The organism is Desulfomonilaceae bacterium, assembly GCA_041662605.1.
Classification (GTDB): Bacteria; Desulfobacterota; Desulfomonilia; order Desulfomonilales; family Desulfomonilaceae; genus CAJBEZ01.
This window is the reverse complement of sequence record JBAZSD010000002.1, coordinates 105,015-120,154: the sequence shown is the minus strand read 5'-3', so window position 1 is coordinate 120,154 and position 15,140 is coordinate 105,015. Positions and strand designations below refer to the sequence as shown.

General features: G+C 45.4%; 13 protein-coding genes. 8 read left to right on the top strand and 5 right to left on the bottom strand.

Going from position 1 to position 15,140, the window contains the following annotated elements:
* Positions 1-9 precede the first annotated feature (9 nt).
* The 3 genes from pstA (at position 10) to phoU (ending at position 3,323) form a co-directional block, all read left to right on the top strand.
* The gene (gene pstA / locus WC647_01975) at positions 10-1,731 is read left to right on the top strand and encodes a phosphate ABC transporter permease PstA (protein MFA6221062.1); all 1,722 of its coding nucleotides are present in this window, start codon (positions 10-12) and stop codon (positions 1,729-1,731) included.
* Between the two features lie 10 nt (positions 1,732-1,741).
* On the top strand, positions 1,742-2,554 hold the full coding sequence (gene pstB, locus WC647_01970; GenBank protein ID MFA6221061.1) for a phosphate ABC transporter ATP-binding protein PstB: 813 nt from the start codon (positions 1,742-1,744) through the stop codon (positions 2,552-2,554).
* 91 nt (positions 2,555-2,645) lie between these two features.
* Positions 2,646-3,323, top strand: coding sequence for a phosphate signaling complex protein PhoU (gene phoU, locus WC647_01965; GenBank protein ID MFA6221060.1), 678 nt, complete (start codon positions 2,646-2,648; stop codon positions 3,321-3,323).
* A gap of 55 nt (positions 3,324-3,378) precedes the next feature.
* Here phoU and WC647_01960 read toward each other — a convergent pair whose 3' ends face one another.
* From WC647_01960 to WC647_01950, 3 genes are all read right to left on the bottom strand, one after another.
* Positions 3,379-4,428: a prolipoprotein diacylglyceryl transferase family protein gene (locus WC647_01960; protein MFA6221059.1), complete on the bottom strand. Its 1,050-nt coding sequence runs from the start codon at positions 4,426-4,428 to the stop codon at positions 3,379-3,381.
* A gap of 73 nt (positions 4,429-4,501) precedes the next feature.
* Positions 4,502-5,245, bottom strand: coding sequence for a phosphatidylserine decarboxylase (locus tag WC647_01955; protein ID MFA6221058.1), 744 nt, complete (start codon positions 5,243-5,245; stop codon positions 4,502-4,504).
* A 196-nt stretch (positions 5,246-5,441) separates the two neighbouring features.
* Entirely contained in the window at positions 5,442-7,934 is a 2,493-nt protein-coding gene (locus WC647_01950; protein ID MFA6221057.1) for a hypothetical protein, read from the bottom strand.
* Between the two features lie 344 nt (positions 7,935-8,278).
* Between WC647_01950 and WC647_01945 the strand changes: the two genes are divergently transcribed.
* The 5 genes from WC647_01945 (at position 8,279) to WC647_01925 (ending at position 12,920) form a co-directional block, all read left to right on the top strand.
* A complete protein-coding gene (locus WC647_01945) occupies positions 8,279-8,974 on the top strand; it encodes a class I SAM-dependent methyltransferase (GenBank protein ID MFA6221056.1) in 696 nt (231 codons plus the stop codon).
* A complete protein-coding gene (locus tag WC647_01940; protein ID MFA6221055.1) occupies positions 8,953-9,657 on the top strand; it encodes a phosphatidylserine decarboxylase in 705 nt (234 codons plus the stop codon). The genes WC647_01945 and WC647_01940 overlap by 22 nt, the downstream gene beginning before the upstream one ends.
* 45 nt (positions 9,658-9,702) lie before the next feature.
* Entirely contained in the window at positions 9,703-12,201 is a 2,499-nt protein-coding gene (locus WC647_01935) for a glycosyltransferase (GenBank protein ID MFA6221054.1), read from the top strand.
* 72 nt (positions 12,202-12,273) lie between these two features.
* On the top strand, positions 12,274-12,726 hold the full coding sequence (locus WC647_01930) for a hypothetical protein (protein ID MFA6221053.1): 453 nt from the start codon (positions 12,274-12,276) through the stop codon (positions 12,724-12,726).
* Between the two features lie 68 nt (positions 12,727-12,794).
* Positions 12,795-12,920 (top strand): hypothetical protein, encoded by a 126-nt coding sequence (locus WC647_01925; GenBank protein MFA6221052.1) that lies wholly within the window; start codon positions 12,795-12,797, stop codon positions 12,918-12,920.
* 119 nt (positions 12,921-13,039) lie between these two features.
* Here the strand turns inward: WC647_01925 and WC647_01920 are convergent, their stop codons facing one another.
* Both WC647_01920 and WC647_01915 read right to left on the bottom strand, forming a co-directional pair.
* Complete coding sequence (locus tag WC647_01920) at positions 13,040-14,404, bottom strand: FAD-dependent oxidoreductase (protein MFA6221051.1); 1,365 nt, start codon at positions 14,402-14,404, stop codon at positions 13,040-13,042.
* Between the two features lie 67 nt (positions 14,405-14,471).
* Complete coding sequence (locus WC647_01915) at positions 14,472-14,879, bottom strand: ribonuclease HI family protein (protein MFA6221050.1); 408 nt, start codon at positions 14,877-14,879, stop codon at positions 14,472-14,474.
* Between the last annotated feature and the right edge of the window lie 261 nt (positions 14,880-15,140).

Below are 15,140 nucleotides of genomic sequence, written 5' to 3'. Positions count from 1 at the left end.
ATAACTAACATGGAAAATCAAACCGAAGAAAAACCAAACATTAACTTGACCCGCCGACGCAATCGAGATTTCAAGGCGAAGGGGGAGCCGTTCATATGGATACTGGGTGGGGCGTTGGTGATCGGTTTGGTGATGATTGTCGGGTTTGTCGTCCTGATTTCTTACCATGGGTTGTTAACTTTTTATCCGGATAAAATTCAGGTCGTAAAACTGACAAACGGCTCGTCAGTGGCGGGCGAATTGATGCGACCGGACCTTTATAAACCCGAAAGCGACAACGTTGCGTCATTGCCCCAAAAAGCGACTAACGAAATGGAAAACAATAAGGGTTTTCTCAAGAGGCTGCTTTTCAAGACGGGCAATTTTGACCTCTACAACGAAGATTATAAGTGGGTGCCGGCTTATGAAATTGAAAGCGTCTCCGAACCAAAAGACATGGTTTATGTCGAGAGAATGGAATGGGGACCCTTTATAGGCAGAATAGGATCGCTTGATCTTGATGGTAAAAAGATTGGTCCTAAAGGCATGTCCTGGGATGAACTCAAAAAATTGCATCGCGAAGCTGAAAAACGCCGACTGAGAATCAAAGGGATCGAACAGGGCGAAATTGCGACTGTAAACCATTATCTTGAGAAAGATCGGTTAAGTCTAAAGAAGGTTGAACTTGAAAATGGACTTGACAGCCAAGCGTATGCCAAAGCCGAAAAAAAATACAAAGCCGCTGAAGGGAAACTCGAAACCCAATATCGTGAACTATCCAACGAAGCCGAAGCGCTTAGGCGGGTAGACTCCAAGTACACAATTACGATGTTGGATGTTAACAATAAAGAAAAGCGGATGAAAATCTCCGACATCGTGAGATTCTATCCTGCAAATCAGCTTTCGTTCGGGCAACGCCTAGGTGTTTATTTTTCAAGATGGGTAGAATTTCTGACTCAGGAGCCTAGAGAGGCGAATACAGAAGGCGGTGTCTTACCGGCGATTTTCGGAACTTTTTGCATGACGGTTCTTATGGCTTTGCTAGTCGCTCCTTTTGGGGTCGTGACCGCCCTGTATTTGAGAGAATACGCCAAACAGGGACGCTTGGTTTCAATAATACGAGTATGCGTTAATAATCTGGCCGGGGTTCCTTCGATAGTCTATGGAGTCTTCGGCCTTGGCTTTTTTGCTTACGTCCTTGGGGTTAGCATAGATCAGATTTTCTTTCCGGAGAGGTTCCCAAACCCTACCTTTGGGACGGGAGGTTTGCTTTGGGCCTCCCTTACTCTTGCCCTCCTTACTGTGCCTGTCGTGATCGTCGCTACTGAGGAGGCGCTGGCCGCTGTGCCACAGTCCATGCGGGAGGGTTCCCTGGCATGTGGCGCGTCAAAGTGGCAAACGATTAGACGCATAGTATTGCCAAGGGCCATGCCCGGTATCATGACAGGGTTGATTCTGGCTATGGCTCGAGGCGCAGGTGAAGTTGCGCCGCTCATGCTCGTGGGAGTAGTAAAAATGGCTCCGGAGTTGCCAATCGATCAGTTTCCTCCTTATATACATCTGGAAAGAAGTTTTATGCATCTTGGATTCCATATTTTTGACCTTGCGTTTCAATCACGAAATTCGGAGGCCGCAATTCCAATGGTTTATGTCACGACATTGTTATTGATTACACTGGTATTTGCGATGAACGTGGCTTCGATTATTGTACGAAACCGCCTGAAACGAAAGTTTTTCACCGGGCATTTTTAGGAGACCCTTTATGACCTCCAGATATGAGACAACAAACTCAACTGTGTACCATGAAAGGAGAGGTCAACAGGGGAGGTTGCTCTCGATTGAAGATTTCAACTTGTGGTACTCCAAATCACAAGCGCTTTTTGACGTTAACATGACAGTAGAAAGAGGGTTGGTAACCGCCCTTATAGGTCCGTCCGGTTGCGGAAAATCAACTCTGTTGAGATCTATAAATCGCATGAATGACTTGATTGACGGATTGACAATAAGCGGAAAGATTGTCCTGGACGAAGAGGATATTTACGGATCCGGAGTGGACGTAATAGCGTTGAGAAAAACCATGGGAATGGTTTTTCAAAAACCAAACCCGTTTCCCATGTCTATTTGGGAAAACGTGGCATATCCTTTGAGGGTGGATGGAGTTCGAGACCACAAAGTCCTGGATGAGGCGGTTATACAGGCCTTACAGAACGGGGCTCTTTGGGACGAGGTTAAAGATAGACTCAAGGCCAACGCCTTGGGCCTGTCCGGCGGACAGCAGCAACGACTGTGCATAGCAAGAGCGATTGTTGGGGAGCCGGAGGTTCTGTTAATGGATGAACCCTGTTCTGCCCTTGACCCGGTAGCCACCGCTAAAATTGAAGACTTGATCGATGAACTCAAAGGCGCCTACTCAATAATAATTGTTACCCACAACATGCAACAGGCAGCCCGTGTCTCGGACAACACGGCTTTTATGTACCTCGGCAAATTGATTGAATATGGTGAAACCACTGCAATGTTCACCAACCCAAAAGTTAAAAAGACAATGGAATACGTCACTGGACGTTTTGGGTAATTTCTGTAGGTGACTTCTCGGAATAATCTGATTCAATGATCCAGGGAAGGTCCAAGGGTTTCTAGTCCGATGAATAGCGGAGGAACAATTAATGACCAATGTGCCGCGTGTCAGGCTCCATCGAAAAAGCGAATTACTTAAAGAACGACTCATTTCATTAGCCGTTATAGTTGAGGAAAGCGTCGTATCGGCGATAAAAGCCATTAGAGATAGAGACCAGGAACTGGCGAATTCCATTATACAAGGTGACAAGGAAATTGATCGAATTGAAATAGAGATTGAAGAAAACTGTCTGGAGATCCTCGCTTTACATCAGCCGGTAGCCTTAGATCTCAGGCTGATAACCGGGGTTCTGAAAATAATCAACCAGCTCGAGCGTATTGGAGATCTCGCTGTGAACATAGCTCAAACAGCGCTTATCCTCGCTTCTGAAAGCCCGCTGAATGTGCCGGATGATTACTATATAATGGCGAAGAAAGCCGAAAACATGCTGAAACAGTCCATCGACTCCTTCGTGAATGAAGATGAAGCTTTGGCTACTCAAGTCTTAGCTGAAGACGACGAGGTGGACATGATGAAACACAAATTACACCGAGACTTCGAAGATAGGGTCAACGTGGAGTTGGAGAGACGGAAGGCTCTTACCCATTTATTTCTGGTTTCAAGACACCTGGAGAGGATTGCGGATCATTCGACAAATATTGCTGAAGATGTCATCTATATGGTGACTGGCGATATAGTTCGCCATGGCCATGGCGCCTCAAAATAATTTAGGGTCAGCGAAATTTTGACGCCAGGTTTTAGCAGGATTTACAGTATCATTATCAAATCCTGTCTCTAACTATATGAAAAGAAATGGTCGCCGCTGTAACCATACTTCGCCCAGTGTACAAAAAGACCACTAACCCAACGACTTGAAGAAAAATAATGACAGCGGGGTTCCATAAAGAAGCCAACCCCATTCCCAAGCTCGCGTCAGGATTAGCGCCGCTACCCAGTAGATAGGCCACGATTACGACATAAGCCATTGAGACCGAAGCCATGATCTGATACGCGGTAAAATTTCCCGGCCCCCTGTAATCTGCCCTTAAGGTTTCCGATAAAATTCGCCACGATTGGGTAACAACTATCGTCAATATGAGCGCCACTGAATAATAGTTCTTTAGAAAAAACAAAGTCGCAACTAAGCCTGCCGTAACATATAAGACGGCTGTAATCGCTTGGACAGGCGCAACGCATTTACCGTCAAGCCCCCCTTCATAAGCTATTTTCTTAAGTTTTCCAGTAAATACAAGGCCATATCTACCCAAGAAACGTCCCATAATCGGGTGACATTCAGATAAAGGCTTTCCATAACAGCAACCGAAGCTGATACAAGCTAATCGCCCTATACCTTCCCCAATGGCGTAAGCAATAGCGAGAGAAGCCAAAACTGGAATGACCGGGAGATGATTTTGCTCCGGAATAATGAAACGATCAAGAATGAAAACAATCGGAGGGACAATAAAAACTCCTGCAAAACACGCCCCTGCAATAGTAAATGTATGCGGTTTGTGTTCTACCAGTGATGCGACGGCTCTTGACGCGACCAGTCCGATCAACAGAACAAACGCCACGACAAGGAAGGTCAACGTAATCGGCACAAGAACAGCCGATGTAAGAACCAGTAGGATGGATACACTGATAACGGTGGCTATGGCTATGAAAAGGCCATAGTATGTCAGGTTGAGCCCCTTCCAATTTTGAGGTCCCTGTTTAGTTAAAGGAACCGTTGCGAGAATTTGCCAATTTTCTTGAGGTAGGGCCTTGAAAGCCCAGCCCAATAGTGAAATGAAGACCATGCCTAAACTGAGGACAAAAACTACTTCATACATCCATCTTTCTCCGAGTCGATTTATTATATTTCATGAGGAAATGGAACGTTGGTTAATTAAGCTGGCCACACGTTTAACACTCCAACTCAAAAATCGCTTTACCTATGGTAGCCCTGACTTTGATGTCCGTTTCTACCAACGGCTTTCCAAAACCTGCCGAGAATCGGCTCTTCACATTTGTAAGAGTAAGATTTCTGAGCAGATCGTCAGAAAATCTTATTCGGTTGGGCTGAAATATCAAAAGATCAGTACTGCTACCCGGACGATAAAGACTTTTAGGGGCCCCTTTTTTCAAGAACATCCCCGGGATTATCTTTTTCGGATTGTCATATTGTGTTTCGCTATATGCCGGAACTACGTCACCGATCATGAGCGCCACAACTTCCAGCATCGCGACGAGTCCGACGCCTGTCCCACCTGGAACATCGGAATCAATTATGGTAACTACACGTTTGTTTTTCGAAAATGGCGTTACGACATTTATGACCGCAGATGGGTTGCACGAATGATAACCACCGGAGATTTCATAAAAATCTACCACCGCCCCTGCGACAGGGGTATGGTTGTAATGATATTTTTCCGGAGTTAACCTGAAAATGGCGAAATCTCCATTTCGGAAGGCTTCGAGCCATTGCAGTTTGTCCTTTCCCAGGAGTTCTTCGTAATCAAAGAATTTTCCCTTTAGGAATAGATTAGATGTGTCGTTCAACGACCCGACAATAACCCTGGAATCGGCGGGACAAACAACTGATGTGGGACATTGATCCATTGGCCGGCATTCCCAGTAACGAATTTGGCGTTCAAAGACACGTCGCATCGTTATAAATTCTTCTGGGTGAAGGCAATCATCTAAATTTATTCCAAGAGCCTCTAACGAGCGTCTTGAAAACAACCAAATTCTCATGTCGAATTTCAGAAATGATAGAAGCTCACTTGAAAATCGAGCGCTTGTTACTGCCCGGAAAAGAAAAGGGGCCCTTTCTCTTGCGGACGAATAAAGAAATTGGATAGCTTTATCTCCAATAAGTTTTTCCGTCCTGATCCTCCCAGTTTCTCTCTCCACAAACTGGTGGCTCATCATTATCATGTATTTCAATTCTCCTAATGTTTTTAAAAGGTTCATCCGCATCGCTGTGAATGGTAATGACAATGAGGTTTATGAGTTTCTCTATGATGTCCAAAGGAACGGATTCACTCAGAACATCTTCGCTGATATCTTCAAGAAACTTTCGCGTATCCCGATCTTTGACCACGTAGTGAATAGCTTCACGATAATCTTGTTTCAGAAAAGCCTGGTTTGAGTCTAACGAACTTAGGTCTTCATGAAGAAAGTTGAGGCCTTCCAGAACATGATTCTTTTTTAGCGTCGATCGATAGTAAGTTTCTGCGGACAAGTTAAAGGTTTCGGCATTTAACTTCATAGGCGATTTAGCCGCTGAGATATCTAGAATGGCCGAAGTCAGACGTCCGGCAACAGAAAATTGCGATGGGTTTTTCAGCCTGTTTAACAGGTCGTCTAACAGGTTTTTGAGATCGAACATTTCAATGAGATCGGCGGCTTCCGCTTGGAGCAGCCTGGTGAGCCCGAGAAGGTACTCCTGGTTATAGACTCGCATATAACCGGGATATCGTCTGCTTTGGCGCAATCCTCGCGTATATTCAAGGATTCGTTTCATAAAGAGGTTAGGCGTGCCGATTCGTACATAAAAAGTTGGGATGCCGATTGCCGATCCAAAGAAGATCTGCCTGCGTTCACTTTCTATGAAAGGATCATCGGGAATGTGCCGATGCGAAACCTCCCCAAGCAATGCAAGTTTGAAGGCTAGAGTTGTAACGAGGAGTTGAAGATTAACGGCGTTTGCCATGTCGTTTTCAAGATTTCCGAAAAGACTGTAATGACGTCCCTCAAAACCGGAGAACCCCATTTTGGAGAATTCTCGCAGACGATATAGGAAATATGGAGCCATCTTCTCGTCGAAGACACCAAGATCGGAAAGGTCTTTCTTGAGCCTGTCAGTATTGCCGAGTTTTCCGTCCAATCCTGGACTTTCATTTGTGCTCATGACTGAGATTAGATAGTCTATAAGCCTGAAATCAGGGACAAAATCTCCTTTTACCCGAAACAGCGTCGTTAGCGCTTTGTCTATCGGCGAGATTCCAAAAGGAGTAACCGGTTGCCCCAAAATATTAAGTTTGGCCTTTTTCTTCCAACGCCGCCAGATCATTCTCAAATGTGTATAATCAAGTTCGTGCGGTAAGAAACCGAGGACTTTCTCCGGGTGAAAATCCGGGAAGCCGAGTCTGTACGGAGCTGCGCTGTATGTGCCGACAAACAGGGGCAGGAAATGCTCCACAATTTTGATGACTAAGTCTCCCAGAAATTTCTCATGAGCGGCAGTGAATCCGGAAGAGCTACTCGAAAGGCGCCGGGTAAGTTTAACGCTCCCTAGGCTTACGTGAGTCCCATTGTTTGCGAGACTAATATTGGAAACATTTGGCAGGACTACCAGATTTCGATTAATTATGCCCGCTTCTCTAAGTTTGGCCACAGCGTTGAGTTGACTGCGACTGAGAACTTGATGGCACAAGCACATATAATCCTGCTTTGTTTGGCCAGTGTCCCATCCATTTAAGCACGGGCTCATAAACAGATCTCTGTAAAAAGAGTCCGAAATACAATCGTTGAGCTTTTTTTGACGGGTAGGAGGGTGCGGGGAAAAATACAGAAGGGCTTTCTGCCCGTTAGCTTCAAGCAAGAACTTCTTGTTCGCATACATGATGAGGAGTTGTGTGAGGAGATACCTTTTTGAGGTCTCCTTGGCTAAGGAGCGGCCCAGTTCCAACTCCCGCCTAATAGGAACCACATTGAAAGAAAATGTCTCAGGCGACGTGTTATCGTTCAACAAGTGCTCCATCAAGCGGGTCCCAGTAAAGTGAATTAGTTCAGGAAGCCCTTTTTGTGAACCGATTACGTCAGCCAAGGCGAGTTTCATAACGTAGCTTATCGGTACACGGAGGAATTCTTTCCCCTGATCAAGGTACACAAACTTGTGAGCGTCGGTCCTTAACGTGCCGCCGGATTTACGCTTGTCCGAGAGCAAATCATAATCAAATATTTCTCTGGCGGATTGATTAAGACATGAAAAGGGGAATCTGACCCAACTATTTTCCCACATGTTTTCCGGATTGTCGTACAGGTATTTCTCAAGTTCCGTTATGGCTTGTCTGGAAGTATCTCCAGAGGCGGCTCGTCTCACGATATTGGCGAAATAATTGGATTCTCTTATCCGTATGGGCAGGTCAACGCAATCCGTTTTTCCCAATACTGCCGCTTGAAGTTCAGTTTCAGATCCGGCCGTGACGTCGTCGATCCCGAATGGAATTGATTTTGGGTCTATGACGTCTGAGGTTCCGTGACATCCGAGAATCTCTCGGAGATTTCTCATTGAAAAATTGTGACCCTGTCCCAGCGAGATTATCGTGCGTCGTTCGATACCGAGTGTCATTTACAAGCGATTCCTGCGACCTTCCCGGAAATTAGATGGATTAATTACGCCTGCTTCATGTTAGCCGAACATTAAGGATTGGATAGTTTTTTGCTAAGGACGAGAAGCTTCCCATTGGGGAAGAATATGAATTCGCCGAATTTTCCTTGTCCCAATAATCCCCTTAACGTCCTGAAAAAATTCTCAACGCAATACTAACAAGTCCCTAATACCAACCTAACGCCTAGGCCGTAATAGTCCGTTTAATAGAATGGGAACCTTTCATAAATTGAATCAACCCAAGAGCGGAGCAAATCCTAACAGGAAACACTCGAATTCTTTTGGAAGCAGGAGGCAAAGGATCCATGGGAGAGTTCAGTCTTAATTCATTTGTTCTTCGAGACATTTTTGATCACGCCAAACCTCTGGGACATCATCAGCAAGCGGACAAGCTTAACCTCGGTTTTGGGTTCATCTATTACGGCGTTATCAGGGCGCTGCGTCCCAAACACACGTTGGTAATAGGTTCCGGATATGGATTCAGTGTTGTTTGTCTTGCGCTCGGGATTAGAGACAATGGTTTTGGCGCTTTGACGTTTGTTGATCCTTCGTATTCATTACTTAAGGATGGTCCTTTCAAGACACTTGGAGGAAGAGGGAATTGGGACGATTCAGAGACTGTGCAAAGTCATTTTCAAAGATTTAATGTGGATCAAATAGTCACGCACTACAGAATGTGCAGCGACGAGTTTTTTCAGTCGTACGAAGATCTACGATTATCCGAAATTAATGTGGCGTTTATCGACGGCGCCCATGATTACAAACATGTAAAACACGATTTCGTGGAGGTTTTGAAAAAGTCTTGCTCGAACACCTACGTCTTTCTGCACGATTCCAACATCTATATCAGGGAAATGATACGACATGCGGGGGTGAAACGATGGCTAAAGTTGTTGCAGAGATATGAAAAGGCGTTTCAGGTCATTGATTTCCCCTTTTCATCAGGTGTGGCGCTCGTTCGAATTCTAGAGCCGGATGTATGGAAAGAATTAAAACATTGATGATAGTAGGCGGCGTAATCATCGCTTTGCTAGCGGTGACTTTTCTCTTTTGGCGCTACGTTTGGTTTTTTCGGAATCCATCTCGGTCAATTCCGCCAGGTGACAACATTGTAAGCCCCGCCGACGGAACCATTGTTTATGTCAAACGCCTCGTGTCGGATGACGACGTAATTGTAATAAAGCAGGGTCTTTCGGCCAAGATATCCGACATAATCAAAGAAGATGTCTCCATGCCAAAAGTGCTGATTGGCACGTTCATGAGTCCGTTGAATGTCCATTATAACCGCTCCCCAATAGAGGGCAGAGTCGATTTTGTACGTCACTATCCCGCAAAGACCAAGAACCTCAACATGGGCTCAATGCAGTTCAGGACTATCTTCAATGTCCAACCCTATTATTGGAACAGCAAACACATAGTAGAAAATGAGCGAACCGTAACCCGCATAATTGGGCTATTCAAAGGACAACCAATTTCTACTTATGTCGTCCAGATTGCAGGTGGTCATGTCAGTGGTATCGACACTTATGCGCCTGAGGGCAGTGGACTGAGTAAAGGGGAGGTTTACGGTATGATACGGATAGGCTCCCAGGTGGACCTTATACTTCCGGACCTGCCTGGCATGAAAATCAAGGTGAAGGCAGGAGACGTCGTGAACGCCGGTGAATCCGTTTTGGTCGAATAGGCTTTATCAACACAAACTTCAACTGTTTTAAAAAGGTAGAACAGCATGAAAATTGATTTGCATTGCCACTCCAAGTTCTCCAAACGGCCTTCGGAATGGATACTTAAGAAAGTAGGTTCCCCTGAAAGCTTTACTGAACCTCTTCATATCTATGAGATAACCAAGAAAAAAGGGATGTCATTGGTCACAATAACCGATCACAACAGCATTGAGGGATGCCAGGAGATACTGGGGCTAAAAGGCGTTTTCGTAAGCGAGGAGGTAACCACGTATTTCCCTGAGGACGGGTGCAAGCTTCATGTCCTTGTCTACAAAATAACAGAAAAAGACCATTACAACATCCAGAAACTGCGAGAAAATGTCTATTCGCTCATTACTTATCTGAATCAACAGCGCATTTTTCATGCGTGGGCCCATCCCCTATATTCGGTCAATTCGAAGCTGACAATCGAAAACTTTGAAAAAGGTCTGCTTCTTTTCAAAAACCTTGAATTAAACGGGGCCCGTAGCGAAGAGCAAAACGAATGCCTTCGCCTGTTGGTGTCCAGCTTGAACCCTGAGACGATCGATAGACTGGCCAGGAAACACAATCTGAAGCCAATTCATAAGATATCGTGGCAAAAAAACCTTGTCGGAGGGTCGGACGATCACGGATCACTGACTCTAGCAGGTTGTTACACTGAAGTCGGTAAGGCTTCAGATTTACAGTCGTTTTTCAATGGGATTGAATGCGGCGAAAGCAATACCGTCGGGACAAAATCTTCGCCGCTATCTCTGGCGCATACCATTTACAGTATTGCTTACCAGTTTTATGGAAGAAAGTTTGATCTGGAAAAATATGTTCATAGTGACATGATTTTTTGCCTGCTTGACCGGTTCCTGCGCCCCTCGAGTAAGCAGCAGCCACGCCTTTTGGCAAGGTTGGGACATATATGGAATCACCGACATCGACCTAACCATACCGATAACGGCGTTAGAAACATTGTGGACCTCCTGAAAAGTGAAGCGGATCAGCTTTTATGGGACAACCCCAAGCTATCGGGAATGCTAAAATATGGATATAGGAATTCCGAGAACATAGAGAAAGAATGGTTTGATTTTGTAAACACCCTGTCCAACAGGGTGCTATGCCATTTTGCGGATCATATAATGAACAGTCTCTCCGGGGCGCATGTGTTGAATCTGTTCGATTCCCTCGGCGCCGCAGGCTCACTTTACTGCATGCTGGCCCCCTATTTCCTGGCATATTCAATATTCTCCAAAGATAGGCAATTCAGCGAAGAAGTTCGCTCAAACTGGGTTAGATCTAAAACAGAATACAGCAGGCTAAAAATTAATGTGGGTCATTTCACCGACACTTTCTACGAAGTTAATGGCGTTGCCGCGACGCTAAAGAGACAAATTGAGGCCGCTAAGCTGGCGAATAAAAAATACACTGTTATCACCTGTGATGCGGACGAAACGAAAAATGAGGATGGCATACATAATTTTAACCCGATAAAAGTTTATTCCCTTGCAGAATATCCGGAACAGAAATTATTCTACCCGCCTTTTCTTGAAATGCTGAATTATTGTTACAATCAAAAATTCACACATATCCATGCCGCGACACCTGGACCGGTTGGGCTGGCGGCGTTGGCGATAGCTCGTATTCTCAACCTGCCCCTAATAGGGACCTATCATACCGCTCTCCCGCAGTACACCCAGTATCTCACCAATGACGCCCTGGTAGCGGACGTCATGTGGAAATACACCATTTGGTACTATGATCAGATGGACCTTGTGCTTGCTCCATCGAAAAGCACCGCCGAAGAACTCACGGAAAAGGGATTAAATGGTAGCAAAATTAGAATAATGCCTCGAGGGGTTGATCAAAAAATGTTTCATCCCGCCAAAAGAAACGGTTGTCTCGAGAAATATAGCCTGAACAAAGATGAACTTAAATTGTTGTACGTAGGACGAGTTTCAAAAGAAAAGAACCTCCAGATCCTAGTAAGCGCCTTTAAAAAACTTATTGAATCGAAAAAGGATGTCAGACTCTTTATCGTCGGGGATGGACCGTACAAAACGGAGATGGTTGAAGCGCTCAAGGATACCCCAACAGTTTTTACAGGTTATGTTCAAGGTGAGGATCTTGCCGAGATATTCGCTTCTGCGGATCTATTTGTATTCCCTAGCACGACGGACACTTTTGGAAATGTAGCGCTGGAATCTCAAGCATCGGGTGTGCCCGTAATTGTTACCGATAAGGGAGGACCAAAGGAGAACATCATTCCCGGAGAAACAGGAATAATAGTGAAGGGAGATGACGTCGCTGCTTTACTACAGGGATTGCTTAAGTTGTTAGCGGACAAAACTCGTTTGAAGGCGATGGGAAAGGCTGCCAGGTTGTATACCGAATCCCGATGCTTTAGCTGCGCATTTGAAGAATCGTGGGAATTCTATCGAGAAGTGGCGGACAATAACAGTAATCGCTACCCCCCGGAAAGCACGCAATTTCCAGGAAAAAAATTTGCAGCAGCGTTTTATAGCAAGGTCGGATGACCTTTATTCAAAACTTATCTCGGTTAACCTCCTAATTATTGGAGTTGTTTACAGTTTATGAAGGAATGTCAAATGGAAAATGAAAATTATCACATTGCAAAGTGGAGAAATTTGAAAGGAACTGAGTTCTTCAGCGAATTTATTGTTCCCGGTTGTGTAGATACGAAGGAAATTCCATGGAAAGCGTGGGTATTGTCTGACCCGATGATCGTTAAGGACCCCATGGGCGAACTTCCTACACGGTTCTTTGGTTATTGGCGATCTGTAGGTTCCAGGAAACTGGTTGATTTTTTACTCGAAACCAATCAAGACCTGTCGAAACTGTATGACCTGATACTCGAACCACATTACGGCTTTGAGTATGGAGATACAATCGTTACGCCTGTTTGTCTGGGCAAGCGTATTTATCCGAGCGGCAGAATCCCCAAAATTGAGGTTTGGGCCTACCATGAGGACACTTCTACAGTGGATTTTGACGGTGATATGCTCAAACTTAAAAGAACCGGATTTCAACGTTTATTCTGATTAGCCATTCGGATCAGCGGGCAAACAGTTAACATTTACGATTGTCGTTGATACCGAACAAGGAGACAATGAATGAACAAGAAAAAGGTAATTTTCTGGTGCAGGGGGAATACCGCCCAAGCCAAATCGCTGAAGTTTTCTTAAGCAAATATGCCGATGAAAAGAGCGCTATCTTCCCCAGAGGCTTCTGTTAGGTTGCGTTGGCTGCTGATCCAGCGTCTTTTGCGGGCTCTGATGAAGAAAAATCAGCAGAGTTTAGAGAAATAGGGAAAAGGATAAAGCAACACATAAAGTCGTGATTGCAGAAAGCGTGTTAGAGATAGCCATTAGCCGCCTTTCCTGTCCATGCTTGGGCCGCCATCTGCACAGGATCCCACGGGCTGCTCAGTGGTGGGGTGTAACTAAGATCCAGATCAATCAATCCGTCCACGGTCATGTCGTGAAAAAGCGCCGTTGCCAGCACATCAATGCGTTTGGCGATTTCCGATCCGTAAGAGCCAATGACTTGAGCGCCTAGAAGTCGTCTTGTGCTCTGATCCGCTGTGATACTGATCTTTAATTTCTTTGCGCCTGGGTAGTATGCTTTGTGATCCCAAACTTCAATTTCATTTGTAAAAGGGGTGAATCCTTCCCTGGTGGCTTCTGACTGACGCAAACCTGTACGGCCGACCACCAAATCAAATATTTTAACCACCTGCGTTCCCAGTGATCCTGAAAATTCATATTCCCCGCCAACAGCGTTTGCGCCGGCGACACGGCCCTGTTTATGAGCGGTAGTTCCCAAAGGGAGATAGTCCGCTCTATTGAGAATGCGGCGCCACGTTTCAACACAGTCCCCTGCGGCATAGATATCCTTGACCGATGTCTCCATACGTCTGTTGACTCTAATAGCGTTTTTTACACCAGTGGCTATACCTATCTTCTCCGCCAAGTCGGTTCGTGGTTTACATCCCGCAGCCACCAAAACCATATCTGTGAGAATGTGAAAATCAGGACTACCGGACACACACAGTCCTCCTTCAACTTGTTTGATATCTTCTATGGCCACACCGTTGACTACTTGGACATTATGTCGCTCAAGTTCAACTCTGATTATCCCACTGAAACTTGGATCAACAGTTTCCATTACCGATCCGGCGTACTCCACCACTGTAACTGCGAGGCCCCTATGAGTGAGAGCGTCAGCCATTTCCATACCAATATAACCACCACCCACAATTACAACAGATTTGGGAAAACGCGAGGTAATGTGGTCCCGAATGGCAAATCCGTCTTCCATCCAGCGCAATGGATACACTCCAGGTTGATCCAAACCCATTATCATAGGTCTTGAAGATGTGGCGCCGGTCGCCAGGATAAGCTTGTCATATCCAAGGTGAAACTCCTCTCCACTCGACGTCAAGCAAGTTACCATCTTATCATTGCAATCGACGGATGTGGCTTGATGGTTGATTAATACCCGAATGTTCCCTTTCTCGATTTCCCCGATTTTTCGATGCGCTAACTGGCTCCATTCAGGCGTTTCCCCACTCAGATAAAAAGGCAGACCGCAAATGCTATAATTCGGAAAGCTGTCGGCGACAACGACTGTGATTTCGACTGTCGGACTCATCTCCCTGGCTGTGAGCGCAGCGCTGATACCCGCGTCACTGCCACCTATGATCAATAAACACATCATTTAACTCCACTCCGGTTTCCTACCATACATGTTAGAATTGAGTCCTTACGTCGTGATCTCAACCAGATCATTTTACAGATTTAATAAAACACAACCCTTCGGTGGCTAGCGAATCCGCCTTTCCATTTTGCTTTCTGGGAATCCACTTTAGCCTCCAACCAGGATGGTCGTTAAAGTATCGTCTTATGCTCATAATGATTTGACGAAAACGGCTCTTTTCACGAGTATTTATTTGACCATTTACCTGGCAGACAACGGTGCGGCTGTCACCGTGAATCTCGGCCTGATCAATTTTCAGTGAAATCAATCGTTGGATTAGAGCCATTAGAGCCAGATATTCGGCTTTCAGGGCGTCCCCTCTCCCGACGTATTCAGCGACTTCGCAGACAGGGAATCCATCTGGGTCCCTAACAACGTAACCAATTCCACAATCGCTTAGAAAGCAAGATCCATCAAAATAGGCTTTGTAGTTCATGCGTTAACCCCTCTAATCTAGAGAATTCCGGCATTCTTTGAACGCTAGTGATTGGCTTGTCATTTATCTTTTTCCTAACTCAGAGAAGGGCTCGGATCAAGTTAGAAAACGGTTAGTTTCGACTATGTTCATCGAACCAACTCTTCATGCGCAGCCACACGTATTTGAGCCTTAATCGCACTGGATTTGAGGGGGGTAGTGAAAGACCTGGAGTGAGCCTTATCATAAGGTAAACGGAGGCGTTCAAGAGGTCTGCTTGCT

Bases quoted from the DNA above. Each gene is read 5' to 3' on its own strand.
- pstA (MFA6221062.1), top strand. From the start codon at position 10: ATGGAAAATCAAACCGAAGAAAAACCAAACATTAACTTGACCCGCCGA.
- pstB (MFA6221061.1), top strand. From the start codon at position 1,742: ATGACCTCCAGATATGAGACAACAAACTCAACTGTGTACCATGAAAGG.
- phoU (MFA6221060.1), top strand. From the start codon at position 2,646: ATGACCAATGTGCCGCGTGTCAGGCTCCATCGAAAAAGCGAATTACTT.
- WC647_01960 (MFA6221059.1), bottom strand. From the start codon at position 4,428: ATGTATGAAGTAGTTTTTGTCCTCAGTTTAGGCATGGTCTTCATTTCA.
- WC647_01955 (MFA6221058.1), bottom strand. From the start codon at position 5,245: ATGCGACGTGTCTTTGAACGCCAAATTCGTTACTGGGAATGCCGGCCA.
- WC647_01950 (MFA6221057.1), bottom strand. From the start codon at position 7,934: ATGACACTCGGTATCGAACGACGCACGATAATCTCGCTGGGACAGGGT.
- WC647_01945 (MFA6221056.1), top strand. From the start codon at position 8,279: ATGGGAGAGTTCAGTCTTAATTCATTTGTTCTTCGAGACATTTTTGAT.
- WC647_01940 (MFA6221055.1), top strand. From the start codon at position 8,953: ATGGAAAGAATTAAAACATTGATGATAGTAGGCGGCGTAATCATCGCT.
- WC647_01935 (MFA6221054.1), top strand. From the start codon at position 9,703: ATGAAAATTGATTTGCATTGCCACTCCAAGTTCTCCAAACGGCCTTCG.
- WC647_01930 (MFA6221053.1), top strand. From the start codon at position 12,274: ATGGAAAATGAAAATTATCACATTGCAAAGTGGAGAAATTTGAAAGGA.
- WC647_01925 (MFA6221052.1), top strand. From the start codon at position 12,795: ATGAATGAACAAGAAAAAGGTAATTTTCTGGTGCAGGGGGAATACCGC.
- WC647_01920 (MFA6221051.1), bottom strand. From the start codon at position 14,404: ATGATGTGTTTATTGATCATAGGTGGCAGTGACGCGGGTATCAGCGCT.
- WC647_01915 (MFA6221050.1), bottom strand. From the start codon at position 14,879: ATGAACTACAAAGCCTATTTTGATGGATCTTGCTTTCTAAGCGATTGT.